This is a genomic window from Saccharopolyspora rhizosphaerae, from assembly GCF_003931915.1.
Lineage (GTDB): Bacteria > Actinomycetota > Actinomycetes > Mycobacteriales > Pseudonocardiaceae > Saccharopolyspora > Saccharopolyspora rhizosphaerae.
Genome location: NZ_RSAA01000007.1, coordinates 195,223 through 221,636 on the forward strand (window position 1 = coordinate 195,223; position 26,414 = coordinate 221,636).

Annotated in this window: 23 protein-coding genes; 13 read left to right on the plus strand and 10 right to left on the minus strand. The window is 70.7% G+C overall.

The features are described 5' to 3' along the window. Window positions 1–147: 147 nt before the first annotated feature. The 6 genes from sufU to EIL87_RS07570 are packed head-to-tail and all read right to left on the minus strand — an operon-like array spanning window position 148 to window position 6,209. Window positions 148–588, minus strand: coding sequence for a Fe-S cluster assembly sulfur transfer protein SufU (sufU, locus tag EIL87_RS07545; protein WP_125089455.1), 441 nt, complete (start codon window positions 586–588; stop codon window positions 148–150). Window positions 589–608: 20 nt separating this feature from the next. After that, window positions 609–1,925, minus strand: a complete 1,317-nt coding sequence (locus EIL87_RS07550) for a cysteine desulfurase (RefSeq protein ID WP_125089456.1) — start codon at window positions 1,923–1,925, stop codon at window positions 609–611. Next, window positions 1,922–2,695, minus strand: a complete 774-nt coding sequence (gene sufC / locus EIL87_RS07555; protein WP_125089457.1) for a Fe-S cluster assembly ATPase SufC — start codon at window positions 2,693–2,695, stop codon at window positions 1,922–1,924. Before sufC ends, EIL87_RS07550 begins: the two co-directional genes overlap by 4 nt. Window positions 2,696–2,752: 57 nt before the next feature. After that, entirely contained in the window at window positions 2,753–3,931 is a 1,179-nt protein-coding gene (gene sufD / locus EIL87_RS07560; protein WP_125089458.1) for a Fe-S cluster assembly protein SufD, read from the minus strand. Between the two features lie 2 nt (window positions 3,932–3,933). Continuing rightward, complete coding sequence (sufB, locus tag EIL87_RS07565; protein WP_125089459.1) at window positions 3,934–5,391, minus strand: Fe-S cluster assembly protein SufB; 1,458 nt, start codon at window positions 5,389–5,391, stop codon at window positions 3,934–3,936. Beyond that, entirely contained in the window at window positions 5,388–6,209 is an 822-nt protein-coding gene (locus EIL87_RS07570; protein ID WP_125089460.1) for a helix-turn-helix transcriptional regulator, read from the minus strand. Before EIL87_RS07570 ends, sufB begins: the two co-directional genes overlap by 4 nt. An 85-nt stretch (window positions 6,210–6,294) precedes the next feature. On the opposite strand from EIL87_RS07570, the gene mptB reads away from it, so the two are divergent. From mptB to EIL87_RS07595, 5 genes are all read left to right on the plus strand, one after another. Beyond that, on the plus strand, window positions 6,295–7,872 hold the full coding sequence (gene mptB / locus EIL87_RS07575; RefSeq protein WP_125089461.1) for a polyprenol phosphomannose-dependent alpha 1,6 mannosyltransferase MptB: 1,578 nt from the start codon (window positions 6,295–6,297) through the stop codon (window positions 7,870–7,872). Window positions 7,873–7,883: 11 nt separating this feature from the next. Continuing rightward, on the plus strand, window positions 7,884–8,816 hold the full coding sequence (locus tag EIL87_RS07580; RefSeq protein WP_125089462.1) for an ABC transporter ATP-binding protein: 933 nt from the start codon (window positions 7,884–7,886) through the stop codon (window positions 8,814–8,816). After that, entirely contained in the window at window positions 8,813–9,604 is a 792-nt protein-coding gene (locus tag EIL87_RS07585) for an ABC transporter permease (RefSeq protein WP_407690520.1), read from the plus strand. The genes EIL87_RS07580 and EIL87_RS07585 overlap by 4 nt, the downstream gene beginning before the upstream one ends. A gap of 491 nt (window positions 9,605–10,095) precedes the next feature. Further along, complete coding sequence (locus EIL87_RS07590) at window positions 10,096–10,941, plus strand: SCO6745 family protein (protein ID WP_125089463.1); 846 nt, start codon at window positions 10,096–10,098, stop codon at window positions 10,939–10,941. A 157-nt stretch (window positions 10,942–11,098) separates the two neighbouring features. Further along, entirely contained in the window at window positions 11,099–12,049 is a 951-nt protein-coding gene (locus EIL87_RS07595) for a COX15/CtaA family protein (RefSeq protein ID WP_199740300.1), read from the plus strand. 5 nt (window positions 12,050–12,054) lie between these two features. On the opposite strand, the gene EIL87_RS07600 is transcribed toward EIL87_RS07595, so the two are convergent. Together EIL87_RS07600 and EIL87_RS07605 are read right to left on the minus strand one after the other, a co-directional pair. Further along, complete coding sequence (locus EIL87_RS07600; protein WP_233576089.1) at window positions 12,055–12,552, minus strand: GbsR/MarR family transcriptional regulator; 498 nt, start codon at window positions 12,550–12,552, stop codon at window positions 12,055–12,057. Between the two features lie 96 nt (window positions 12,553–12,648). After that, the gene (locus EIL87_RS07605; protein WP_125089465.1) at window positions 12,649–12,966 is read right to left on the minus strand and encodes a hypothetical protein; all 318 of its coding nucleotides are present in this window, start codon (window positions 12,964–12,966) and stop codon (window positions 12,649–12,651) included. A 182-nt stretch (window positions 12,967–13,148) separates the two neighbouring features. Between EIL87_RS07605 and EIL87_RS07610 the strand changes: the two genes are divergently transcribed. Further along, entirely contained in the window at window positions 13,149–14,117 is a 969-nt protein-coding gene (locus tag EIL87_RS07610) for a quinone oxidoreductase family protein (RefSeq protein ID WP_125089466.1), read from the plus strand. A 626-nt stretch (window positions 14,118–14,743) separates the two neighbouring features. Here the strand turns inward: EIL87_RS07610 and EIL87_RS07615 are convergent. Then, window positions 14,744–15,676: a heme o synthase gene (locus tag EIL87_RS07615; RefSeq protein ID WP_125089467.1), complete on the minus strand. Its 933-nt coding sequence runs from the start codon at window positions 15,674–15,676 to the stop codon at window positions 14,744–14,746. 450 nt (window positions 15,677–16,126) lie between these two features. On the opposite strand from EIL87_RS07615, the gene tkt reads away from it, so the two are divergent. The 7 genes from tkt to EIL87_RS07650 all read left to right on the plus strand — a co-directional run bounded on the left by tkt (window position 16,127) and on the right by EIL87_RS07650 (window position 25,646). Beyond that, window positions 16,127–18,223, plus strand: coding sequence for a transketolase (gene tkt, locus EIL87_RS07620; RefSeq protein WP_199740301.1), 2,097 nt, complete (start codon window positions 16,127–16,129; stop codon window positions 18,221–18,223). A 14-nt stretch (window positions 18,224–18,237) separates the two neighbouring features. Further along, on the plus strand, window positions 18,238–19,344 hold the full coding sequence (gene tal, locus EIL87_RS07625; protein WP_125089469.1) for a transaldolase: 1,107 nt from the start codon (window positions 18,238–18,240) through the stop codon (window positions 19,342–19,344). 115 nt (window positions 19,345–19,459) lie between these two features. Beyond that, a complete protein-coding gene (locus EIL87_RS07630) occupies window positions 19,460–21,097 on the plus strand; it encodes a glucose-6-phosphate isomerase (protein ID WP_125089470.1) in 1,638 nt (545 codons plus the stop codon). Next, window positions 21,081–22,616 carry a glucose-6-phosphate dehydrogenase gene (gene zwf / locus EIL87_RS07635; RefSeq protein ID WP_125089471.1) on the plus strand — a complete coding sequence of 512 codons (1,536 nt, stop codon included), beginning with the start codon at window positions 21,081–21,083 and terminating at the stop codon, window positions 22,614–22,616. Before EIL87_RS07630 ends, zwf begins: the two co-directional genes overlap by 17 nt. After that, complete coding sequence (gene opcA / locus EIL87_RS07640) at window positions 22,613–23,581, plus strand: glucose-6-phosphate dehydrogenase assembly protein OpcA (RefSeq protein ID WP_125089472.1); 969 nt, start codon at window positions 22,613–22,615, stop codon at window positions 23,579–23,581. Before zwf ends, opcA begins: the two co-directional genes overlap by 4 nt. Continuing rightward, window positions 23,578–24,327 (plus strand): 6-phosphogluconolactonase, encoded by a 750-nt coding sequence (pgl, locus tag EIL87_RS07645; RefSeq protein ID WP_125089473.1) that lies wholly within the window; start codon window positions 23,578–23,580, stop codon window positions 24,325–24,327. The genes opcA and pgl overlap by 4 nt, the downstream gene beginning before the upstream one ends. Window positions 24,328–24,461: 134 nt before the next feature. Then, window positions 24,462–25,646 carry a glycoside hydrolase family 10 protein gene (locus EIL87_RS07650; RefSeq protein WP_233576090.1) on the plus strand — a complete coding sequence of 395 codons (1,185 nt, stop codon included), beginning with the start codon at window positions 24,462–24,464 and terminating at the stop codon, window positions 25,644–25,646. Window positions 25,647–25,771: 125 nt separating this feature from the next. On the opposite strand, the gene EIL87_RS07655 is transcribed toward EIL87_RS07650, so the two are convergent. Further along, entirely contained in the window at window positions 25,772–26,410 is a 639-nt protein-coding gene (locus EIL87_RS07655) for a GntR family transcriptional regulator (RefSeq protein WP_199740302.1), read from the minus strand. Window positions 26,411–26,414 lie beyond the last annotated feature (4 nt).

Below are 26,414 nucleotides of genomic sequence, written 5' to 3' on the forward strand. Positions count from 1 at the left end.
TCGCCTCCTGGAAGTCTTCGTTCAACTCTGGCTCAGGGCCGCGGCACCGGGCAAGCGGCGGAGCCGCTCCCCACCACCTCGCCTGAGCACGGTGCACGGTGTGCTGCTTCCCGCGCCGCTGAGCGACGTGGCCGCGCACCCGCCGTGTCACGCGCGACCGACCGCGTCCTTGAAGGCCATCCAGCCGAGGAGCGCGCACTTGACGCGCATCGGGTACTTGGCCACACCGGCGAAGGCGATGGCGTCCTCGAGCACGTCCTCGTCCGGTTCGACCTTGCCCCGGCCGTGCATCAGCTCGCCGAACGCGGCCTCGGTCTCGAGGGCCTGCTTGAGCGGCTTGCCGACGACGAGGTCGGTCAGCACCGACACCGCCGCCTGGCTGATCGAGCAGCCCTGCCCCGCGTAGGAGACGTCCTCGACGACGGTGTCCTCACCGTCGCCGGACAACCGCACCCGCAGCGTCACCTCGTCCCCGCAGGTCGGGTTGACTTGGAAGGACTCGGCGTCGAAGGGCTCCCGCAGCCCGTGCCGGTGCGGGTTGCGGTAGTGGTCCAGGATGATCTCCTGGTACATCTGCTCAAGCTGCATGTGAAGGGGTCCTCGGCGGTTCAGGCGACGCCGAAGAAGCGCTGCGCCTCGCGCACCGCGTCCACCAGCGCCTTGACCTCGTCCAGTTCGTTGTACAGGTAGAACGACGCGCGAACGGTCGCGGGAATTCCCATCCGCCGGTGCAGCGGCCAGGCGCAGTGGTGGCCCACCCGGACCTCCACGCCCTGGTCGTCGAGCACCTGGCCGGCGTCGTGCGGGTGCACGCCGTCGATCACGAAGGACACGGCGCCACCGCGGTGTTCGGTGCTGGTGGGGCCGATGATGCGCACGCCCTCGATCGCGTCGAGCTCGCGCAGCGCGGTCTCGGTGAGAGCGTGCTCGTGCGCGGCGACCCGGTCCACACCGACCGCGTTGAGGTAGTCCACGGCCGCGCCGAGCCCGACGACCTGCGAGGTCATCGGCACGCCCGCCTCGAACCGCTGCGGCGGCGGGGCGAACGTGGAGCGTTCCATGTGCACCATCTCGATCATCGACCCACCGCTGATGAACGGCGGCATCGCGTCGAGCAGTTCGCGGCGGCCGTAGAGCACGCCGACCCCGGAGGGGCCGAGCATCTTGTGCCCGGAGAACACCGCGAAGTCCACGCCCATCGCCTTGAAGTCGACCGGCGCGTGCGGCACGGACTGGCAGGCGTCGACCACGACCAGCGCACCGACCTCGTGGGCGCGCTGGATGACCTCCTCGCCGGTGTTGACGGTGCCCAGCACGTTGGACTGGTGGGTGAAGGCCACGACCTTGGCCCGCTCGGAGATCACCGAGGTGACGTCCGAGGTGTCGAGCCGGCCCTCGTCGGTGACGCCGAACCAGCGCAGCGTGGCACCCGTGCGCTGGCACAGCTGCTGCCACGGCACGAGGTTGGCGTGGTGCTCCATCTCGGTCACCACGACCTCGTCGCCGGGGCCGAGGCGGAAGCGCTCGGCTTCCGCCCCGGCCGTCGCGGCGTTGCTCATGGCGTACGCGACGAGGTTCACGCCCTCGGTGGCGTTCTTGGTGAACACCACCTCGTCATCCCCCACGCCGACGAAGGTGGCGATGCGTTCTCGCGCGCCTTCGTAGGCGTCCGTGGCCTCCTCGGCCAGCTGGTGCGCCCCGCGGTGCACGGCGGCGTTGGAGTGCTCCAGGAAGGAGCGCTCCGCGTCGAGCACCTGGCGCGGCCGCTGCGAGGTCGCCCCGGAGTCGAGGTAGACCATGCGCTTGCCGTCGCGGATGGTGCGCCCGAGGATCGGGAAGTCCGCGCGGATCTCCCGGACGTCCAGGGGCACAGCCACGTCCGGTGCAGTGCTCACACCAGTGGTGCGAAGAGGCTCTGGGGTCATGACTGGGCGGCCGCCTCCTTCTTGCTGGTGAAGCGCACGTAGCCGTTGGCCTCGAGCTCGTCGGCGAGCTCGGCGCCGCCGGTCTCGACGACCTTGCCGTCGGAGAACACGTGCACGCGGTCCGGGGTGATGTGCTTGAGGATGCGGGTGTAGTGGGTGATCAGCAGAACGCCCTTGTCACCCTTGTCCTTGAAGCGGTTGACGCCGTCGGAGACGACGCGCAGCGCGTCGACGTCCAGACCGGAGTCGGTCTCGTCGAGCACCGCGAACTTCGGGTTGAGCAGGTCCAGCTGCAGGATCTCGTGGCGCTTCTTCTCACCGCCGGAGAAGCCCTCGTTGACGCTGCGCTCGGAGAAGGACGGGTCGATGTCGAGGTTGGACATCGACTGCTTGACCTCCTTGACCCAGTGCCGGATCTGCGGAGCGTCACCGCGGACGGCGGTGGCGGCAGTGCGCAGGAAGTTCGACATCGACACGCCCGGCACCTCGACCGGGTACTGCATCGCGAGGAACAGGCCCGCGCGGGCGCGCTCGTCGACCGACATCTCGAGGACGTCCTCGCCGTCGAGCAGCACCGAGCCCGAGTCGATCTGGTACTTGGGGTGACCGGCCAGCGCGTAGGCCAGGGTCGACTTGCCAGAGCCGTTGGGGCCCATGATGGCGTGGATCTGACCGGAGTCGATGGTCAGGTTGACGCCCTTGAGGATCGGCTTCGCGCCGTCCTCGGTGAGGACCGAACCGTGCAGGTCCTTGATCTCCAGGGTGGCCATTTTCCTCTGAATCTCCTGGTGTGGTGGTACCGAAGGTCTGGGTTCGAGCGGTGCCGCTCAGGCTCCGACGACGGCGAGCTCTTCTTCGATCTCAGCCTCGAGGCGCTCGCGCACCTCGGGCACGTTGATCTTCTGCAGCAGCTCGCCGAAGAAGCCGCGCACGACCAAGCGCCGGGCCTGGTCCTGCGGGATGCCCCGGGACTGCAGGTAGAACAGCTGCTCGTCGTCGAACCGGCCGGTGGCGCTGGCGTGGCCGGCTCCCTCGATCTCGCCGGTCTCGATCTCCAGGTTCGGGACCGAGTCGGCCCGCGCACCTTCGGTCAGCACCAGGTTGCGGTTGAGCTCGTAGGTGTCGGTGCCCTCGGCCGCGGCCTGGATCAGCACGTCGCCGATCCACACCGAGTGCGCCGAGTTGCCCTGCAGCGCGCCCTTGTAGAGCACGTTGCTGCGGCAGTGGGGCACGCTGTGGTCGACCAGCATGCGGTGCTCGAGGTGCTGGCCGGAGTCGGCGAAGTACAGGCCGAGCAGCTCGGCGTCGCCACCCTTGTCCGCGTAGTTGACGGTGGTGTTCACGCGCACGAGGTCGCCGCCGAGGGTGACGGCGAAGTGCCGGAACACCGCGTCGCGGCCGAGCGTGGCGTGCTCGGAGCTGACCTGCGTGGCGTCGTCGGCGAAGTCGTGGATGGACACGATCCGCAGCTGCGCGCCGTCGGCGACGACGAACTCGACGTTGTCGCCGATCGTGCCGGAGCCGCGGTAGTCGATGACGACGACGGCCTCGGCGAACTGCTCGGCGTGGATCTGCAGGTGGCCGTAGGTGACCTCGCCCTGGCCCGGGCCGTCGACCGTGACGGTGATCGGCGCGGAGGGCTTGGTCTCCTTGGGCACGGTGACCACGGTGGCCTCGGTGAAGGAGCTCCAGGCCTGGGCGGCGACGCGGTCGGCGGGCACGCCGCCCTGGCCGATGCGCGCGTCGTCGCGTCCCACGGTCTCCACGGTGGCCTCACCGGTGACCTCGACCTTGAGGGTGCCGGTGGCGGTCGCGGTGCCGTCGTGCAGGCCCTTGAGCCGCTTCAGCGGGGTGAACCGCCAGTCCTCCTCCCGACCGCCGGGGACCTCGAAGGCCTCGACGTCGTAGGAGCGGAAGCGCTCCCCGCGGGAGGCCTGCGGGATCACAGGCCCCCCGTGGGAGTGCTCGGTCAACCCGTGCTGGGCGTCGGTTCCAGTGGTGCTCATCTTTAGCCGACGGCCCCTTCCATCTGCAGTTCGATCAGTCGGTTGAGTTCCAGCGCGTACTCCATCGGCAGCTCGCGCGCGATGGGCTCGACGAAGCCGCGGACGATCATCGCCATCGCCTCGTCCTCGGTCAGACCCCGCTGCATCAGGTAGAACAGCTGGTCGTCGCTGACCTTGGACACCGTCGCCTCGTGACCCATGGTCACGTCGTCGACGCGCACGTCCACGTACGGGTACGTGTCGGAGCGGCTGATCGTGTCGACCAGCAGCGCGTCGCACTTGACGTTCGACGAGGAGTGGTTGGCGCGCTTGGCGACCTTGACCAGACCTCGGTAGGAGGTGCGGCCACCACCGCGGGCGATCGACTTGGAAACGATCGTCGAGGAGGTGTGCGGCGCCAGGTGCTCCATCTTCGCGCCGGCGTCCTGGTGCTGGCCCTCGCCCGCGAAGGCCACGGACAGGACCTCACCCTTGGCGTGCTCGCCCATCAGGAACACCGACGGGTACTTCATGGTGACCTTGGAGCCGAGGTTGCCGTCGACCCACTCCATGGTCGCGCCCTCTTCAGCCTTGGCGCGCTTCGTCACCAGGTTGTAGACGTTGTTCGACCAGTTCTGGATCGTCGTGTAGCGGCAACGGCCGCCCTTCTTGACGACGATCTCCACGACGGCCGAGTGCAGCGAGTCGCTGGAGTAGATCGGAGCGGTGCAGCCCTCGACGTAGTGCACGTAGGCGCCCTCGTCGACGATGATCAGCGTCCGCTCGAACTGGCCCATGTTCTCGGTGTTGATCCGGAAGTAGGCCTGCAGCGGGATGTCGACGTGCACGCCCGGCGGCACGTAGATGAAGGAGCCTCCCGACCACACGGCCGTGTTCAGCGCGGAGAACTTGTTGTCACCGGCCGGGATGACCGAGCCGAAGTACTCCTTGAAGATCTCCGGGTGCTCGCGCAGAGCGGTGTCGGTGTCCAGGAACAGAACGCCCTGCGACTCCAGGTCCTCGCGGATCTGGTGGTACACGACCTCGGACTCGTACTGCGCGGCGACACCCGCGACCAGCCGCTGCTTCTCCGCTTCCGGGATGCCCAGCTTGTCGTAGGTGTTCTTGATGTCCTCGGGCAGGTCGTCCCAGGTCTGGGCCTGCTCCTCGGTCGAGCGCACGAAGTACTTGATGTTGTCGAAGTCGATGCCCGACAGGTCCGCGCCCCAGTTCGGCATGGGCTTGCGGTCGAACAGCTTCAGGGCCTTCAGACGCGATTCGAGCATCCAGTCGGGTTCGCTCTTCTTGTCCGAGATGTCGCGCACGACGTCCTCGGACAGACCGCGCCTGGCGGTCGCGCCCGCGATGTCTTCGTCAGCCCAGCCGTATTCGTAATTGCCCAGCGTCGCCAGGGTTTCTTCCTGGGTGAGCTGACCATCGGATGCGGTGGTGGGATTGCGCTGCTCCGCAGCGGCAGTCATACGGACTCCCCTCCAGCAGGAATCGGGGCGGTGTTCTGCCGGTCCTTCGGGACCGAACCGGCAGAGGTCTGTTCGACGTCCGGGCCGGGCTGGCCCGATTCCGTCAACCGCGCGGTTGGTACGTGCGTGGTGCAGGCCGCATCACCGTTCGCGATCGTGGCCAGCCGCTGCACGTGGGTGCCGAGGACTTCGGCGAACGCCGCCGTCTCGGCTTCGCACAGCTGCGGGAAGTCCGCAGCGACGTGCGCCACCGGGCAGTGGTGTTGGCAGAGCTGCTCGCCGCTCCCGACGCTGCGCGCCGAAGCAGCGTAGCCCTCCCGGGTGAGCGCGTCGGCGAGTACCTCCGCGCGCTCGGCCGGGGTCCGAGCGGCCACGAGCGCCTCCCGGTGGTTGGCCACCAGCGCGGCCATCCTCCGTTCCGCGAACTCGCGCACCGCCTCTTCCCCTTCGTGTTCGGCGATGAACCGCAGCGCCGCCACCGCCAGGTCGTCGTAGGCGTGCCCGAACCTCGCCCTGCCCGACTCGGTGAGCAGGTAGAGCTTGGCGGGTCGGCCACGACCCCGACGGCCACGCGGAGAGGACTCCCGGGTGTAGGCCTCGCCCTCGGCGACCAGCACGTCCAAGTGCCGGCGCACCGCGGTGGGGCTGACCCCGAGTTCTTCGGCCACCGCAGCAGCGGTGATCGGCCCCCGTTCCAGCAGCAACCGCGCAACCGTGTGACGGGTCCTGCCGTCGCCTTGCGCAGCCGTGCCGGACTGGCCCGCAGGCCCCGTTCCGGCGGAGGCTGCGGTCGGCTGCGACGTCCCGACCTTTTTCACAACAGGAATGTTACCTATTTCGAGCCGGGACACCAGACCACGGGGCGGGCACGTGATCTGACTCACCCCATTACGCTGCGGAACCGTGGCTGCAGGCGAAACGACGGACCAGGCGGCGTTGCTCCCCGGGTCGGAGGCATCCGAACGGACGAGCACGGCGCCACTCGACCACTCCGAACGGAGGCAGCTCGACCACATCCGCCGCTTCGGCACCACCGGATCCCTGATCCTGGCCGCCGGTGCGTTCGGCGCCGGCGCGAACCCGGTGATCAACCCGCTCTACGGCGCTCGCCTGCTCGGCCTGCTGACCCGCATGCCCACCGTGGCGATGGCGATCTGCTGGCTGGGCATGCTCATGATCGTCGCCGCCTGGCTGTGGCTGGGCCTGCTCTGCCGGCCCGGCCGGGAACGCATCCTCGGCGTCGGCCAGCTCGCCCGCACCGCCGCGATGTGGGCGCTGCCGCTGGCGCTGTGCCCACCGCTGTTCAGCACCGACATGTACAGCTACCTCGCGCAGAGCGAGGTGGCCGCGCGCGGGCTCAACCCGTACCTGGTCAGCCCGGCGATCGGCCTCGGCGTGGACCACCCGTTCACCACCAACGTGCCCAACATCTGGCGCGACACCCCGTCGCCCTACGGGCCGCTGTTCCTGATGTTCGGGCAGCTCATCTCCCGGCTCATCGGCGACAACGTGATCTTCGGCGTGCTCATCTGGCGCGTGGTCATGCTGTGCGGGCTCGCGCTGGCCATCTGGGCCATCCCGCGCCTGGCCCGCCGCTGCGGGGTCCACCCGGCCGCCGCGCTGTGGCTCAGCGTCGCCAACCCGATCGTGCTGTTCCACGTCATCAGCGGCATGCACAACGAAGCGCTGATGGTCGGCATCATGCTGGCCGCCATCGAGCTGGGCCTGCGCTTCCAGACCGTGCCCGGCACCATCGGGACCGGCGTGCTGCTCACCATCGCCGGAGCGATCAAACCGCCCGGCTGGATCGCGCTCGGCTTCTTCGGCATCTACCTGGTGCTGCTCAAGGGCGGCCGGTGGCGCGAACTGCTGCGCACCGGCGGCCTGCTCGGCGCCGTGTTCCTCGCCACCATGACCGTGATCACCGTGGGCAGCGGCTGGGGGCTCGGCTGGATCGACACCTTCGACGTGCCCAACCGGGTCAAGACCTTCATGGCACCGCTGTCCGCGTTCGGCATGACCGGCGGCGGGGTCTCCACGCTGCTCGGCCTGGGCAACCAGACCGACGCGATGCTGGTCATCACCAAGCTGATCGGCTACGCGATCGTGGGCGGGGTGTGCCTGTGGATGCTGTGGCTGTCCTTCCGCGGCCGGATCCACCCGCTGGTGGCGATGGGCGCCACGTACCTCACCCTGGCACTGGCGGTGCCCGTGCTGTGGCCCTGGTACCTGCTGTGGTCGGTGGTGCCGCTGGCGCTGTCGACGAACAGCTCCCGCTTCCGCATCACCGCGACCGCGATCTGCGCCGCCGTGTCGCTGCTGATCCCGCCCACCGGGGCCGGTTTCGTGCTGCGCGCCTACCAGATCCCGCTCGCCGTGAGCGCCGCGCTGATCGCCTTCACGATCACCGTGGTGCTGGTGAGGCACCGGATGCCCGTCCTCTGGCCCACCCTCGACCGGGTGCGGCAGGTCAAGCAATAGGCTGTGAGTTCGTGAGTGAAGAGAGTCCGGCCGTCCTGCTGCGCGGGCTGGAGAAGCGCTTCGGGGAGACCACTGCGGTCGCCGGCCTCGACCTGTCCGTGCCCCGGGGAGGGGTGCTGGCGCTGCTGGGACCCAACGGCGCGGGCAAGACCACCACGGTGGAGATCTGCGAAGGCTTCCAGCGCCCGGACCGCGGCGAGGTCCGGGTGCTCGGCCTCGACCCGCACACCCAGGGCGAGCAGCTGCGCCCGCGCATCGGCGTGATGCCGCAGGGCGGGGGCGCCTACCCGGGCGTGCGCACCGAGGAGATGCTGCACCTGGTCGCCGCCTGCGCGGCCGACCCGCTCGACCCGGCGTGGCTGCTGGAGGTGCTCGGGCTGGAGTCGGTGCGTCGGACCTCCTACAAGCGGCTCTCCGGGGGCCAGCAGCAGCGCCTGTCGCTGGCCTGCGCGCTCATCGGCCGCCCCGAGCTGGTGTTCCTCGACGAACCCACCGCCGGGCTCGACCCGCAGGCCCGCCGCCTCGTGTGGGACCTCGTCGCCGCGCTGCGCCGGGACGGCGTGAGCGTGCTGCTCACCACGCACCTGATGGACGAGGCCGAAGCCCTGGCCGACCGGGTCGTGATCGTCGACCACGGCCGCGCGGTCGCCGACGGCACCGCCGAGGAGCTCACCGCGCCCGCCGACGGCAAGCAGGAGCTGCGGTTCACCTCGCAGACCGGCCTGGACCTCGACCTGCTGCTGGCCGCGCTGCCCGAGGGCTACAAGGCCGAGGAGCTGCGCTCCGGCGACTACGTGGTGCGCGGCGAGATCAACCCGCAGGTGGTCTCCACGGTGACCGCCTGGTGCGCCCAGCACGGCGTGCTGGCCCAGGAGCTGCGGGTGACCCGCCGCAGCCTGGAGGACGTCTTCCTGGACCTGACCGGACGGGAGCTTCGATCGTGACCGCCGAGCTCGGTGACCGGTTCCCCGCCGGAACCTTCGCCCCCTCCCCCGGCAGGGGGCGCCCGCTGCGCATGCTCGCCGCGCAGACCCGGATGGAAGCGCTGTTGATCCTCCGCCACGGCGAGCAGGCCCTGCTGACCCTGATCATCCCGATCGCTCTGCTCATCGGCATGAGCACGATCCACATCGGCGAGCTGCCCGAACCGCGGGTGAACTCGGTGATGCCGCGCATCCTGGCGCTGGCGGTGATGTCCACCGCCTTCACCGGCCAGGCCATCGCCCTGGGCTTCGACCGCCGCTACGGCGTCCTCAAACGCCTGTCGGCGACCGCGCTGCCGCGCTGGACGCTCATCTCCGGCCGCGTCCTGGCGACCCTGCTGGTGGTCGCGCTGCAGACGGTGGTGCTGAGCGTGACGGCGCTGCTGCTGGGCTGGTCACCGGCCCGGCTCGGCCTGCTGCCGGGCGTCGGGCTGCTGGTGCTGGGCACGCTCGCCTTCGGCGCGGCCGGAGTCCTCGTCGGTGGTGCGCTGCGCCCGGAGATCGTGCTCGCCCTGGCCAACGCCATCTGGTTCATCCTGCTGCTGGCGGGAGGCCTGGCGCTGCCCGCCGAGGACCTGCCCGGGCCGCTCAGCGCCATCGCAGGGTTCCTGCCCTCGGGCGCACTGGCCGAAGCGCTCGACGCCGTCCTCGTCGAGAGCACGCTCCCCGGCCTGCAGCCGGTCCTGGTGCTGCTCGCCTGGGGCGTCGCCTGCGGAGCCGCCGCGATCCGCACCACGCGCTTGACCTGACCCCCGCCGGGCCGGTCCAGCAGGCCGGCAGACCTGCGCTCTGCGCACGCGCAGAGCTGGCCCGCGCCGCGATGACAGGACCCGCGACCACTCGGCCGGACTCCCTCCGGCCGCACCCGCGCGCGTCGGACACACAGCATCCCGGCGAACTGCCCACGAAGCCGCAGGCGGAGGTGTCGACGTCTGCCCGGGTCGCTGTGGTGCTGGCACGAGCAGCGATGTCGGCTACGTCCCACGTCGGACCTCGCGCCAAGCCCCGGGAGCAGATGTCGCGCGACGTGGGAAGCGGAGCCCTGGCCTTCGAACGTCGCGCGCAGCTCGACGCTGGAACAGCCGGGTCGAGGTTCTCGCCAACTTCGAGAGCACTCGCTTTGCGCGGGGGCCTGGACACCGCCCCGCCGGGATCTCGGACAGCGGCAGCGTCGGACACAGGCCCCTCCGCACGCCGGTGGGCGGTCTTCCCGCGGCGTCCCAAGTCCTAGGGTGGCGGCATGACGAAGATCGCTCGCCACGCCAAAGCAGCCCTGGAACTGATCCACGCCATGATCTACTTCGCCCCCGAGGCGGAGGACCGCTTCACCAAGCTGGGGCTCAAACCAGGCCGGATGAGCTACTACGCGGGCCGGTCGGCCGCGATGGGGCCGGTGGGCGCGGGCGTGGTCGCCGCGACCTTCTACAACTTCAACCCGGTCTCGGTCGCCAAGTCGATCCCCGCCGCGTGGGACATCGCCTCCCCCTCCGACGTGCTCGACGCGCGACTGGACGCCGCCGACACGGCCCTGCACCGGTTGCTCGGCGACGAGGTCCTCGCCTCCGACGACGTGACCGAGGCCGCCGAGCTCGCCCGGATCGCCTCCGAGGGCTGCAGCCCCGAGGGCAAGCCGCTCTACGCCGGTCACGCCGATCTGGACTGGCCGGAACCCCCGCACCTGAAGCTGTGGCACGCGGTGACGCTGCTGCGCGAGTTCCGCGGTGACGGCCACATCGCCGCGCTGCAGCAGGCCGACCTCTCCGGCATCCAGTCGCTGGTGTTGCACAGCGGCACGCGCGGCGGGTTCACCCCGGAGGCCGCGCGGACCCTGCGCGAGTGGTCCGAGCAGGAGTGGGCCGAGGCCATCGAGCAGCTGCGCGAGCGCGGTCTGGTCACCGCCGACGGCACGATCACCGACGAGGGCAAGCAGTACCGCGAGGACGTCGAGACCCGCACCGACCAGCTGGCGATGGCGCCGTGGACGCACCTCGGCGAGGAGCGGACCGCGACCCTCGTCGAGAAGGGCGGCAAGCTCAGCAAGGCCCTCGCCGAAGCCGGCGCCCTCCCCAAGAACCTCTTCAACTGACCCCGCGCGCCGGGCCGTCCTCCGATCCGGGGGACGGGCGTCCCGCGCGGGACGCCCGTCTCCCGATCGTGGTCGCTCGGCGCTCGGTGTACTCGGCCCCACACCGGGGGTGCCCTCGCGCGGGAAGCGGGAGGGCACCCGCTTACCATCTGGGTTCGTGGCGCTACCTACTTGGATCTCCCGCCCGTCGCCGCGCACCGTGCGGATCCTCGCGGTCGCCGTGCTGGTGACGCAGGCGTTGATCTCGGTGACCGGGGTGACCGTCCGCGTGACGGGCTCCGGCCTCGGGTGTCCGACCTGGCCGCAGTGCTTCCCGGGCAGCATGGTCCCGATGCCGCACGCGGAGGTCGCCGCCCTGCACCAGGCGATCGAGTTCGGCAACCGGCTCCTCACCGGAGTCATCGGCTTCATCGCGCTGGCCTGCTTCCTGGCCGCGTGGCGCTGCCGCCCGCACCGCACACGCCTGGTGGGCCTGGCGCTGATCATGCCGCTCGGCGTCATCGCTCAAGCGGTCATCGGCGGCATGACGGTGCTGGTCGACCTGGCCTGGTGGAGCGTCTCGGTGCACTTCATGGCCTCGGCGATCCTGATCTGGCTGGCCGCGCTGCTGGTCAAGGCCACCACCGAAGGAGACCGCGCGCCGCTGGGCATCGTGACCCGCCCGATGCGCCGCCTGCTGGCGGTGCTGGTCGCGGTCACCGCCGCCGTGCTCGTCGTCGGAACCCTGGTGACCGCCGCCGGCCCGCACGCCGGCGACCCGGCCACCCCGCGCCTGGGCCTGCCGGTCGAGGGCCTGGTGCAGGTGCACGGCGTCCTGGTCATGGCCTACGTGCTGATGCTGGCCGTCTTCGGCGTCTGGCTGCGCTCGGCCCGCCCGACGAAGGCGCTGATCAAGGCCTACACCGCGGCGTGCGCGATGGTCCTGGTGCAGGGCGCGATCGGCTCGGTCCAGTACTACCTCGGCGTCCCCGAGGTCTTGGTGGTGCTGCACGTGGCCGCCGCGACCTGCGTGATCATCACGACGGCCGCGTTGTGGCTGGAGTCCCGCAACCGCGGGCCGCTCCCCCATCCCGAGGTCGCCGAGCCGCAGGAGTCGGTCGCGGTCTGACGACCTCAGAAGCGGAGCTTGGGCTTGCCCTCGCGCTCCCAGCGCCGCCACAGCTCGGGCATCTCGCCGGAGAGCCACTGGTAGAACTCGTTGACGGTGCGCAGGCGCCGGGCGCGCTCACCTTGGCCGCTGAACATGCGCAGGCCCGCGGCGGTGAGCTCCTCGAGGTCGGTGACGCGCTCCATGCGCTGCCGGACCAGCGCGGGCCAGCGGTCCTCCTCCACCTGGTAGAGCGCCGCCTCGCGTCCCTGGCGCGTGGTCTTCGAGACCACGCCGAGGCGCATCAGCAGGCGGACGTTCGTGCTGATCGACCCGGTGCTGGCGGCCAGCGCGTGCGAGAGCTCGTTGGCGGTGCGCTCCGGCGGGTCGCAGATCAGCAGGAACGCCAAGATGCGACCGGCGATGAGCGGCATGCCCTCGGTGGCTTCGAAGTGGGCGGCCATCTGCTCGATCCACTCCGACATCGCGGGCCGGTCGGTGCGCTGCAGGTACTCCTCGGACACGCCGCCTCCCAGATCGAGTTCAGTATCCGCTGAAACCATAAACCACAGCGAACGACTCGACCAGCAGGTTCCGGCGGCGTGTCCGGCGATGCCTGGTCAGCGGGCGCGCGGGCCTGCCATCGCGCGGCGGTGCGCTGCGCCGATCTTCAGGGCGGCCGTGGTGTCGGCGTCCCACTCGCAGAGGCTCAGACCCTCGACCGCCTCCACCAGCGCTTCACCGACGGCGTGGCTGCTGACCACGACGTCGCCGAGGCGGCCGTCCTCGCCGATGAGCACCACGCGGGCGCCCGCCCGGCCGATGTTCTCCACCACCGCGCGCGCCGAGCCACCGTGGTCGGCGACGAAGGCCTTGGCCGCGGACAGGGCCTTCGGAGTGGGCGCGGTGCTCTGCTCGGTGTGCTTCTCGGCTGCCATGCCGGGATCCTAAACGGGTTTCACCGCTCGGCAGAACCGGTCGTTGCGCACGACACTCGATCTCGGGCGCGCGGCACGCGGGCCCGGAGGTGGGAGTCGGTGATCTCAGGAGGGATGATCGACGACGGCCGCAGCGTTGCTCCGGGCGGCCGAGGAGCAAGCCCTGCGAAGGAGAGAAGCACATGCGCGCGATTCGGGTGGCGACCAGTGGTGGTCCTGAGGTGCTCGAACTGGGCGAGGTCGAGGTTCCCGAACCCGGCCCCGGCCAGCTGCTGGTCGACGTCGCCGCAGCCGGGGTCAACTTCATCGACACCTACCAGCGCAGCGGGCTCTACTCGATGCAGCTGCCCTTCACCCCGGGTTCGGAAGGCGCGGGGGAGGTCGTCGCAGTCGGTCCGGAGGTGGACGGGTTCGCGGTCGGCGAGCGGGTCGCCTGGGCCATGACGCCCGGCAGCTACGCCGAGAAAGCGCTGGTCCCGGCGTCGATGGCGGTGAAGGTCCCGGACGGCGTGGAGAGCGAGACCGCCGCGGCCGCGATGTTGCAAGGCATGACCGCGCACTACCTGGTCACGTCGACGCACCCGATCACGACCGGGGAGACCGCGCTGGTGCACGCGGCGGCCGGCGGCATGGGGCTGCTGCTGACGCAGCTGATCAAGTCCAAGGGCGGCAACGTCATCGGCACCGTGTCCACCGATGAGAAGGAGCGCCTGGCGCGCGACGCCGGCGCGGACGAGATCATCCGCTACACCGAGGCCGACGTCGCCGCCGAGGTCCGCGACCTCACCGACGGGCGCGGGGTGGACGTCGTCTACGACGGCGTCGGCAAGTCCACCTTCGACGCCAGCCTGGCGAGCCTGCGGCCGCGCGGCACGCTGGCGCTGTTCGGGGCGTCCTCCGGCCCGGTCCCGCCGGTCGACCCCCAGCGGCTGAACTCGGCCGGGTCGCTGTTCCTGACCCGCCCGTCGCTGGGCCACCACCTCCTCACCCGCGAGGAGCTGGACTGGCGCGCCGGCGACGTCTTCAACTGGATCACCACGGGCACGATCCACATCCGGGTCGGCGGCACCTACTCGCTCCACGAGGCACGCAAGGCCCACGAAGACCTCGAAGGCCGCCGCACCACTGGCAAGCTCCTCATCCGCCCCTGACCAGCACCCTTCCCACTTCGCGCGAGGTTCGGCCCCCGAACTCCAGGGGCGATCGCGCGAAGTGGGGATCACACCGCCGTGCGGACGCAGAAGCCAACCTGTGCCTAGCGCACGACGCCCGGCCGGGCTGGCTCACCAGGACCAGCCGACGACCGCGAACCCGAAGACCGCGACGCTGAGGGGCGAGGGCGTGTCCGACCTCCACGCCGCAGTCACACACCGGCACGCTCGTCACCCACCCTGACCAGCACCCCTCCCACTTCGTGCGAAGTTCGGCGTGGGAACTTCGGGGGCGAACTCCGCGCGAACTTCGAACCCGGCCTCCGTGCCGGACGCGCTGAAGCCACCGCTCGGGGCGGGCGCAGACGCCGGGATGGGGAGGGGGCACCCGGGGCCACACCAGGGGTCAGCCGAGGACCGGGAGGCTGAGGTTCGAGTCCACCGCCGACGCTGAAGCCGCACCCGGCAAGCTGCTCCTCACCAGGACTTTGCGAGCTCCGCGCGGAGTTCGACCCCAGAACTCCTCAGTCACGTTCCGCGCGAAGTTCGACGTGGGGACTTCGGGGTCGAGCTCCGCGCGAAGGTCGAATCAGGCTGCTGTGCCGGGCGGTGGCCCGCCCGAGGGTTCACCAGGGCCAGCCGAGGACGGGGAGGCTGAGGGCCGAGTCGACCGCCAACGCCACGAAGACGATCATCAGGTACGTGTTCGACAGGTGGAACAGCCGCATCGGCTTGGTGGGCTCGCCGCGCTTGGTCGCGGTGTGCAGGCGGTGGGCGAGCACCAGGAACCAGGCACCGGCGATCGCCGCGACGGCGACGTAGAGCCAGCCGGTGGCCGGGGCCAGCAGCAACGTCCAGAGCACCATCAGCCAGGTGAACAGCACGACCTGCCGGGACACGGCCGTCGGCCGGGCCACCACGGGCAGCATCGGGACGCCCGCGCGCTCGTAGTCGGCCTTGTACTTCATCGCCAGCGACCAGGTGTGCGGCGGCGTCCAGAAGAACACCACGCCGAACATCACCAGCGCGGGCCAGTCGACGCGGCCGGTCACCCCGGCCCAGCCGATCACCACCGGCATGCACCCGGCAGCACCACCCCACACGATGTTCTGCGCGGTCCGCCGCTTGAGGACCATCGTGTAGACGAAGACGTAGAACAGGATCGTGGCCACCGCCAGCACGCCGGCCAGCAGGTTCGTCGCCGCCCACAGCACCAGGAACGACCCGGCGCCCAGGGCGGTGCCGAAGATCAGCGCGTGCCGGTTGGACACCGTGCGCCGCACCAGTGGCCGGGCCCGCGTGCGCTTCATCACCTGGTCGATGTCGGCGTCGACGACGCAGTTCAGCGCGTTGGCACTACCCGCCGCCATGGTGCCGCCGACGAGGGTCGCGAGCACGAGGAAGGGCGAGGGGATGCCGCGCACCGCGAGGAGCATGGCGGGGATGGTGGTGACCAGCAGCAGCTCGATGACCCGCGGCTTGGTCAGCCCCAGGTAGGCCTTGAGCAGGTCAGCGGCGTTGCGGACGGGCTGATCGGGGAGCTGGGCGGCGGTGGTCACGATGCTGCGCTCACCGAAGACATGACACTCCCCGCACTCGCCGGCACGCTCCCGCCGGTCCCCGGAGGCCGGAACCGGACCGCTGAGCAATAGTAGTCGCGCTACTGCAGCGCTCTCGCGCGGGTGCGAGTGCCCCTGTTCACGAGGGGCGGAGGATAGACTGGCACCGTTCGGCGATCAGCCGCGTTTCCGGCAGCCCATCCGCGCGCAGACCGGTCCTGCTGCGCGGTGGTCGACGAATCGCCGGCTCCCCACCGCCTGAGGAACGATCCTCGCAGGTCGAGGCTGGTTCAGCAGTGGGGCGGAACCGTTGTGGAACGGGCCGCCGGGCACTCGATCGCGAGAGATAGGCTGCCCAGCGGACGAGGGATGACTGCGGTTCGAACCGGTCCAGCGGACCGTTCGCCGCGTTGAGGGAAATACCGCCGAAGGAAAACTGGAGCTGCGTCCGTGTCCGTCACCGACGACCTTGCCCGCTTGACGACCAAGCGACTGCCCAACGACTGGACCGAGCTGGATCAGCGCGCCGTGGACACCGCTCGCGTGCTCGCCGCCGACGCGGTGGAGAACTGCGGCAGCGGCCACCCGGGCACGGCGATGAGCCTCGCGCCCGCCGCCTACGCACTGTTCCAGCGGGTCATGCGGCACGACCCCACCGACCCGGAGTGGATCGGCCGCGACCGCTTCGTGCTCTCGGCCGGGCACTCGAGCCTGACGCTGTACGTGCAGCTGTTCCTCTCCGGCTACGGCCTGGAGGTCGAGGACCTCGAGCAGCTGCGCAAGTGGGACTCGCTGACGCCGGGCCACCCCGAGTACGGCCACACCAAGGGTGTGGAGACCACGACCGGTCCGCTGGGCCAGGGCCTGTCGACCGCCGTCGGCATGGCGATGGCCGCGCGCCGCGAGCGCGGTCTGTTCGACCCGGAGACGGCCGCGGGTGAGAGCCCGTTCGACCACCACGTCTACGTGATCGCCTCCGACGGCGACATCGAGGAGGGCGTGACCTCCGAGGCGTCGTCGCTGGCGGGCACGCAGCAGCTGGGCAACCTCACGGTGATCTACGACGCGAACGAGATCTCCATCGAGGACAACACCGGCATCGCGCTGTCCGAGGACACCGCCAAGCGCTACGAGGCCTACGGCTGGCAGGTGCTCACCGTCCACGGCGGTGAGGACGTGCAGGGCTTCCTGGAGGCCATCGAGACCGCCCAGGCCGAGACCTCCCGCCCGACCCTGATCGTGCTGCGCACGGTCATCGGTTACCCGGCGCCGAACAAGATGAACTCCGGCAAGGCGCACGGCGCCGCGCTGGGCGGCGACGAGGTCGCCGAGGTCAAGAAGGCGCTGGGCTTCGACCCGGAGCAGTCCTTCCAGGTCGACGCCGAGGTCCTCGACCACGCCCGCGAGGTCGTCGAGCGCGGCAAGAAGACCCGCGCCGAGTGGCAGGCCGCCTTCGACAAGTGGGCCGCCGCCAACCCGGAGCGCAAGGCGCTGCTGGACCGGCTGACCGCCCGCGAGCTGCCGGCCGGCTGGGCCGAGAAGCTGCCGAGCTGGGAGGCCGACGGCAAGGGCATCGCCACCCGCAAGGCCTCGGGTGAGGTCCTCAACGCGCTGGCCGACGTGCTGCCCGAGCTGTGGGGCGGTTCGGCGGACCTCGCCGAGAGCAACAACACCTCGATGAAGGGTCAGCCCTCGTTCGGCCCGCAGTCGATCTCCACGGACGCGTGGAAGGCCGACCCCTACGGCCGGACGCTGCACTTCGGCATCCGCGAGCACGCCATGGGCGCGATCGTCAACGGCATCGCGCTGCACGGCGGCACCCGCCCGTACGGCGGCACCTTCCTGGTGTTCAGCGACTACATGCGCCCGGCGGTGCGCCTGGCGGCCCTGATGAAGGCGCCGTCGATCTTCGTGTGGACCCACGACTCCATCGGCCTGGGCGAGGACGGCCCCACGCACCAGCCGATCGAGCACGTCGCCTCGCTGCGCGCGATCCCCGGCTTCTCGCTGGTCCGCCCGGCGGACGCCAACGAGACCGCCGCCGCGTGGAAGGCGATTCTGGAGAACCCGACCGGCCCGGCCGGCCTCGCGCTGACCCGCCAGGGCGTGCCGACGCTGCAGGGCACCTCCCAGGAGGGCGTGGCCAAGGGCGGTTACGTCCTGGCCGACGCCGGCAACGGCGAGCCGGACGTGATCCTGATGGCGACCGGTTCCGAGGTCCAGCTGGCCGTGGAGGCCCGCGAGGCCCTCGAGGCCGAGGGCGTGGCGACCCGCGTCGTCTCGTTCCCGTGCGTCGAGTGGTTCGACGCCCAGGACGAGGCCTACCGCGAGTCGGTGCTGCCGAGCTCGGTGAAGGCCCGCGTCTCGGTCGAGGCCGGCATCGCCATGCCGTGGTACCGGTTCGTCAAGGACGCCGGTGAGTCGGTGTCCCTGGAGCACTTCGGCGCCTCGGCCGACTACAAGACCCTCTACGAGCAGTTCGGCATCACCACCGAAGCCGTTGTCGCAGCTGCTCGCCGCAGCCTGAGCAACGCCGAGAAGGCGTGAGCGGAGGAAAACCTGTGACGACCAACGCGAACCTCAAGGCCCTGACCGAGGCCGGAGTTTCGATCTGGCTGGACGACCTGTCCCGCCAGCGCATCAGCTCGGGCAACCTCGCCCAGCTGATCAGCGACAAGGCCGTCGTCGGGGTCACGAGCAACCCGACGATCTTCGCCAACGCGCTGTCGAACGCCGCCGACTACGCCGACAAGGTCACGGACCTGGCGGCCCGCGGTGCCGGGGTGGACGACACCATCCGCGAGCTGACCACGGCCGACGTGCGCGACGCCGCGGACGTGTTCCGCAACGTCTACGAGTCCACCGGTGGTGTGGACGGCCGGGTCTCCCTCGAGGTCGACCCGCGGCTGGCGCACGACAGCGACAAGACCGTCGCCGAGGCCATCGACCTGTGGAAGGCCGTCGACCGGCCGAACCTGATGGTCAAGATCCCGGCCACCCAGGCCGGCCTGCCGGCGATCACCAAGGTGATCGCCGAGGGCATCAGCGTCAACGTCACGCTGATCTTCTCCGTCGAGCGCTACCGCGAGGTCATGGACGCCTACCTGGCCGGCCTGGAGCAGGCCAAGGCCAACGGCCACGACCTGGCGAGCATCGAGTCGGTGGCGTCGTTCTTCGTCTCCCGCGTGGACACCGAGATCGACAAGCGGCTCGACGCCATGCAGGAGAACCACCCGCTGCGCGGCAAGGCCGCCATCGCCAACGCCCGCCTGGCCTACGCCGCCTACCAGGAGGTCTTCTCCTCCGAGCGGTGGAAGGCGCTGCAGGCCGAGGGCGCCCGGGCGCAGCGTCCGCTGTGGGCGTCGACCGGGGTGAAGGACAAGTCCTACTCCGACACCCGCTACGTCGACGAGCTGGCCGCTCCGAACACCGTGAACACCATGCCGGAGTCGACGCTGGACGCCGTGGCGGACCACGCCGACGTGCGCGGTGACCTGGTCACCGGCACCGCGGCGGAGTCCCAGCAGGTCTTCGACGACCTGGCCGCCGCGGGCATCGACCTCGACGACGTGTTCAAGGCCCTCGAGGTCGACGGCGTCGAGAAGTTCGAGAAGTCCTGGACCGAGCTCCTCGACACGGTCGCCGCTCAGCTGGAGCAGGCGAAGTAAGCAACGCCACGCGCGTGAAGCAGGTCCGGGCCCGGTGCGGCGTCCTGTCGCACCGGCCCGGATCGGCGAGAATCACCTACGAACTGAAAACTCTTTCGAGCCCTGAAGGATCTTCATGGCAACCGATGTATCTGTCGAAATTGCCGACACGGCGCTGGCGGCCGAGGCTCGCCCCCTGGTCGAGCGGCTGACCGCCGATGCGGTTGCCGGCAAGCTCGCCGCCCAGGACGCCACGCTGTGGGGCCCCGACGCCGAGCCCGAGGCGTCCATCCGCCTGTCCTGGACGACGCTGGCCGAGAGCTCCCGGCCGCTGCTGGCCGAGATCGACGCGCTGCGCGCTGAGCTGCACGCCGAGGGGCTGGACCGCGTGGTGCTGGCCGGCATGGGCGGCTCCTCGCTGGCACCCGAGGTGATCACCGGCACCGCCGGTGTCCCGCTGACGGTGCTCGACACGACCGACCCCGGTCAGGTCGCCGACGCGCTGGCCGGTGACCTCGATCGGACCGTGCTGGTCGTCTCCTCGAAGTCGGGCACCACCGTCGAGACGGACTCCCACCGCCGCATCTTCGAGAAGGCTTTCGAACAAAACGGAATCGATCCTGTGACCCGGATCATCGTGGTCACCGACCCCGGTTCCCCGATGGAGACCGCGGGCCGCGAGGCGGGCTACCGCAAGGTCTTCACGGCCGACCCGAACGTGGGCGGCCGCTACTCGGCGCTGACCGCCTTCGGCCTGGTGCCCGCCGGTCTGGCGGGCGCTGACATCGCCGGTTTGCTCGACGACGCCGCGGACGCGTTCACCGCGCTCGAGCAGGACTCGGCCGAGAACCCGGCGCTGCAGCTGGCCGCCGCGATGGGCGCTGCCCACGACAAGGGCGCCGAGAAGCTCGTCTTCGCCGACACCGGGTCCGGCATCGCCGGCTTCGGCGACTGGGTCGAGCAGCTCATCGCCGAGTCCACCGGCAAGGACGGCACCGGTGTGCTGCCGGTCGTCGTGGAGAACGCGGACGCGCCGGGCTTCTCCGACGCGGGTCCGGACGCCACGACCGTGGCCGTGGGGCCGACCGTCGGCGCCGCGCAGATCAGCACCCGCGGCTCGCTGGGCGGGCAGTTCCTGCTGTGGGAGTTCGCCACCGCGATCGCGGGTCGGCTGCTGGGCATCAACCCGTTCGACCAGCCGGACGTGGAGGCCGCGAAGAAGGCCGCTCGCGCGCTGCTGGACGGTCCTGCGGGAGGCCCGGCGGTGACCCCGGCGACCGTGGACGGCGCCATCGAGGTGCACACCTCCGGCGAGTGGTCCTCGGCCGGTGTCGGCAACGTGACCGAGGCGCTGCGCGCGTTCCTGGCCACCGCTCCGACCGGCGGGTACCTGTCCGTGCAGGCCTACCTGGACCGGTTGGACGACGCCTCCGCCGCGGTGCTGCGCACCGAGCTGGCCCGGCGGACGGGGCTGCAGACCACCTTCGGCTGGGGTCCGCGGTTCCTGCACTCCACCGGGCAGTACCACAAGGGCGGCCACCAGAACGGCATCTTCCTGCAGATCACCGGCGACACCGAAGCCGACCTGGAGGTGCCGGAGCGGCCGTACACGCTGGCCGGTTTGCAACGCGCCCAGGCTCTGGGTGACGGCCAGGTGCTGGCCGACAACGGTCGGCCGGTACTGCGACTGCACCTGACCGACCGCGCGGCCGGGCTCGTCGAGCTGGTCAAGGCCGTGCAGAACCTCGGGGGACAGCGTGACCACGAGCAGTGAATGGACCAACCCGCTGCGGGATCCTCGGGACAAGAGGCTCCCGCGGATCGCCGGGCCCTGCGGTCTGACGATCTTCGGCGTCACCGGTGACCTCTCGCGCAAGAAGCTGATGCCGGCGATCTACGACCTGGCCAACCGCGGCCTGCTGCCGCCGGGCTTCGCGCTGACCGGGTTCGCCCGCCGCGACTGGGCCGACCAGGACTTCATGCAGGTCGTCTACGAGGCGGTCAAGGAGAACGCCCGGACGCCGTTCCACCAGACGGTCTGGGACCGGCTGGCGGAGGGCATCCGGTTCGTGTCGGGGTCCTTCGACGACGACGCGGCCTTCGACAGGCTCGCCGAGACCGTCAAGGAGCTCGACGACGACCGGGGCACCGGCGGCAACCACGCGTTCTACCTGTCGGTGCCGCCGTCGGCGTTCCCGACGGTGCTCAAGCAGCTGTCCCGGTCCGGGTTGACCGACCCGACCGACGAGAGCTGGCGGCGCGTGGTCATCGAGAAGCCGTTCGGCCACGACGCGGGGAGCGCCAAGGAGCTCAACCGGATCGTCAACGACGTCTTCCCCGAGGAGTCGGTGTTCCGCATCGACCACTACCTCGGCAAGGAGACGGTGCAGAACATCCTGGCGCTGCGCTTCGCGAACCAGCTGTTCGAGCCGATCTGGAACGCGCACTACGTCGACCACGTGCAGATCACCATGGCCGAGGACATCGGCCTGGGCGGTCGCGCGGGCTACTACGACGGCATCGGTGCGGCGCGGGACGTCATCCAGAACCACCTGCTGCAGCTGATGGCGCTGACGGCGATGGAGGAGCCGGTGTCCTTCTCGCCGGACGACCTGCGCGCGGAGAAGGTCAAGGTGCTCTCGGCGACCAAGCCGGTGGGCCCCTTCGACGAGACCACCGCGCGCGGCCAGTACACCGGCGGCTGGCAGGGCGGTTCGCTGGTCCCGGGCCTGCACGAGGAGGGCGGTTTCGCGTCCGACTCGATCACCGAGACCTTCGCGGCGATCACCCTCGAGGTGGAGAGCCGCCGCTGGGCGGGTGTGCCGTTCTACCTGCGCTCGGGCAAGCGGCTGGGCCGCCGGGTCACCGAGATCGCCGTGGTGTTCAAGCGCGCTCCGCACCTGCCGTTCGACGCCACCATGACCGAGGAGCTGGGGCAGAACGCCCTGGTCATCCGGGTGCAGCCGGACGAGGGCGTGACGATGCGCTTCGGTGCGAAGGTTCCGGGCACCTCGATGGAGGTCCGGGACGTCACGATGGACTTCGGCTACGGCCACGCCTTCACCGAGTCCTCGCCGGAGGCCTACGAGCGGCTGATCCTGGACGTGCTGCTGGGTGAGCCCTCGCTGTTCCCGGTGAACGAAGAAGTCGAACTGTCCTGGAACATCCTGGACCCGGTGCTGGAGCACTGGGCTTCGCGCGGCAAGCCCGAGCCGTACAAGGCCGGGACGTGGGGTCCGTCCACGGCGGACGAGATGCTGGCCCGCACCGGACGCGTCTGGAGGCGACCGTGATCATCGACTTGCCGTCGACAACCACCTCGCAGGTCAACAAGAAGCTGGTGGAGCTGCGTGAATCCGGTGGTGCCGTGGCGCTTGGCCGGGTGCTGACGCTGGTGATCGCCACCGGCGACGGCACCGAGGTGGAGAAGGCGATCCAGGCGGCCAACGAGGCGAGCCGCGAGCACCCGTGCCGCGTGATCGTCGTGGCCAGCGGTGCGCGCCAGGCGGCGCCGCGGCTGGACGCGCAGATCCGCGTGGGCGGCGACGCCGGTGCCTCCGAGGTCATCGTGCTGCGCCTGTACGGCCCGCTGGCCGACGAGGGCGCGGGATCGGTCGTGCCGCTGCTGCTGCCGGACGCCCCGGTGGTGACCTGGTGGCCGACCGACGCGCCGGAGGCCCCGGCGAAGGACCCGCTGGGCGCGCTGTCGCACCGCCGCATCACCGACGCGGCCGCCGAGGCGAACCCGATCGAGTCCCTGCAGAAGCGGGTCAAGTCCTACGTGGAGGGTGACACCGACCTGGCCTGGACGCGCCTGACGTCCTGGCGGGCGATGCTGTCCGCCGCGATGGACCTGCCGCCGCACGAGCGAGTCACCGCCGCCACCGTCACCGGTGCCGCCGACTCGCCCTCGACGGACCTGCTGGCGGCCTGGTTGTCGGCCTACCTGGACATCCCGGTGCGCCGCCTGGAGAGCTCGCGGGCCGGTTCGGGCATCTACTCGGCGGTGCTGGAGCGCCCCTCGGGCAACATCGAGATCGTCCGGCCTGACGGCAAGGTCGGCACGCTGACCCAGCCGGGTCAGCCGGACCGGCGGATCTCGCTGCACCGCCGCGAGGTCGCTGACTGCTTGAGCGAGGAGCTGCGGCGCCTCGACCCGGACGAGATCTACGAGATCACGCTGGGCGGCCTCAAGGGCATCGTGCGCGACGAGGACACCGCCGAGGAGCAGAGCTCCGACGAGGAGGCGGAGCGGTGAGCCGGCCCGAGACGCTGGTCCACCCCGGCGGTGACGTGCTCGCCGCCGCGGTGGCCGCCCGGCTGATCACCGCGATCGCCGATGCGCAGACCGTCCGCGGTTCGGCGTCGGTGGTGCTCACGGGTGGCCGCACGGGCATCGGCGTGCTCGAGCAGGTCCGGCAGTCCCCCGCGCTGAGCGCGGTGGAGTGGTCCGCTGTGGACGTGTTCTGGGGCGACGAGCGGTTCCTGCCGGCCGACGACGGGGAGCGCAACGAGGTGCAGGCCCGGCAGGCGTTGCTGGACCACGTCGGCGTCGACCCGTCCCGGGTGCACCCGATGGCACCGTCCGACGGCGAGTTCGGCTCCGACGCGGACGCCGCGGCGGCGCACTACGCCGAGCTGCTCGCCGGGCTGGCTCCGGCGGGAGCGTCGGTGCCGTCGTTCGACGTGCTGATGCTGGGCGTCGGCGAGGAGGGCCACACCGCCTCGCTGTTCCCGGGAACCCCGTACGTGCGAGAGGAGTCCCGGACCGTGGTGGGCGTGCACGACTGCCCGAAGCCGCCGCCGACCCGGATCTCGCTGACGCTGCCCGCGATCGGCGCGGCCTCCGAGGTCTGGCTGATGACCACAGGCGAGGCCAAGGCCGAACCGGTGGCGGCCGCCCTGAACGGCGCGAAGCCGGTCGACATCCCCGCTGCGGGAGCCGTCGGCCGCGACCGCACCCTCTGGCTCCTCGACACCGCCGCGGCCTCCGCGCTGCGCTGAGCCACCACCTGACGCGCCCCCTCCTGCCGGGAGGGGGCGCGTTCGCGTTCGCCGTGATCGGTGGTGCTCTGTGCAGCGGGACGGGTCCGGCAATACGCTGTGGCGGGATCGGTGATCACGGCGGAGGGGACCCGGTGCGCAGGTTCGGTGTGCTCGGCACGGCAATCGGTCTGGCGGCTGTCCTGGTAGGACTGCTGGGCACGGCGGGGGTCGCCTCGCCGTCGAGCACCGCGATGCGCGGCGTGTGGATCGCCAGCGTCGCCAACACCGACTGGCCGAGCCGGCCCGGCCTCTCCCCCGAGCAGCAGCGGGCCGAGTACCGGGCGGTGCTGGACCAGGCCGTGGCGAACCACCTCAACGCGGTGTTCGTCCAGGTCAGGCCCACCGCTGACGCGTTCTGGCCGTCGCCGTGGGAGCCGTGGTCGCACTGGTTGACCGGGCAGCAGGGCCGGGACCCGGGCTACGACCCGTTGCGGTTCCTGGTCGACGAGGCGCACCAGCGGGGCCTGGAGTTCCACGCGTGGTTCAACCCGTACCGGGTGAGCATGAGCGACGACCCGAACTCGCTGGTCCCCGCGCACCCCGCCCGTCTCCATCCTGAGTGGACGTTCTCCTACGGCGGGAAGCTCTACTACGACCCGGGTGTGCCGCAGGCCCGCGAGTTCGTCACCACCGCGATCATGGACGCGGTGTCGCGCTACGACGTCGACGGCGTGCACCTCGACGACTACTTCTACCCCTACCCCGTCGAGGGAGCACAGCTCCCGGACGAGCGCACTTTCGCCTCGCACAACAGGGGTTTCCACAACATCGACGACTGGCGCCGGGACAACGTCAACCAGCTCGTCGCCGGGTTGCACGAGAAGGTGCGCGCGGCCCGGCCGGACGCCGAGTTCGGCGTCAGCCCGTTCGGGATCTGGCGCAACGCCTCCAGCGACCCGGCGGGATCCGACACGAAGGGCGCGGAATCCTTCTCGGCGATCTTCGCCGACACCCGCCGCTGGGTCCGGGAAGGCTGGGTGGACTACATCGCGCCCCAGGTGTACTGGCAGTTCGGGCACCCGTCGGCCGACTACGCCAAGGTGGTGCCGTGGTGGTCGCGCACCGTCGAGGGCACCGACGTGAAGCTCTACATCGGACAGGCCGCCTACAAGGTGGGCCAACCGAAGTGGGAGGACCCCGCGGAGCTCACCCGCCACCTGGGGTTCAACGCGGGCCAGCCCCGCGTCGAGGGCGATGTCTACTTCAGCGCCACGTCCCTCACCACGGTCGCCCGCAACGCCATGACCAGAGTCGTCCACGACCACTACACCCCCTGACCCACCCACGGGACCCGGGAACTCCTGGTGATCACTGCACGGACCCGGGTCAGAGCGCGGAACATCCCGGTGATCGGGGGACCCGCCCTGCCGGAGCCGAGTGGGGTGCTGTGGCCGCCGTGGGGTCAGGCTTCGCGGTAGAGCTGGAGGCGGAGGTCCCGGGCCTTGGTCATGTGGGACTTGGCGAGGTCGCCGGCGCGGTCCGCGTCGCGGGCTTCGACGGCGGCGATGAGCTCGTGGTGCTCGGCGAGGGCTTCGGCCCACCGGCCGGGGACCTCCAGGGTGGTGGCCGGGTAGCGGGTGAGGTGGTTGTTGAGCCTGGTCAGCAGGTCCACGACCGTGCAGTTGTGGCTCGCGGTCCAGATCGCCTCGTGCACGGCGCGGTTGGCCGCCGCCATGGCCGCCGGGTCTCCCGTGGAGACGGCGTCCATGGCGGACTGGGCCTTGTGGATGCGGATCAGGTCGAACTCGCCGTGCCGGGTCGCGGCCGCCGAGGCCGCGGTGGCCTCGAGGGCGACGCGGACCTCGTAGATCTCCAGGATCTCCTCGGGACTGCGGGTGCGGACCCGCATGCCGCGCTCACCGCGCTCGACCAGGCCGTCCTGCTCCAACCTGCGCAGGGCTTCGCGGATGGGCGTGCGGCTGGTGCCGTAGCGTTCGGCGAGCGCGAGCTCCACGAGGTTGGCGCCGGCGTCGAAGGTGCCGTCGACGATCTCCCCGCGCAGCCGCTCGTACACCTCGGACAGGGCCGCCCACTCCTTCACTCGA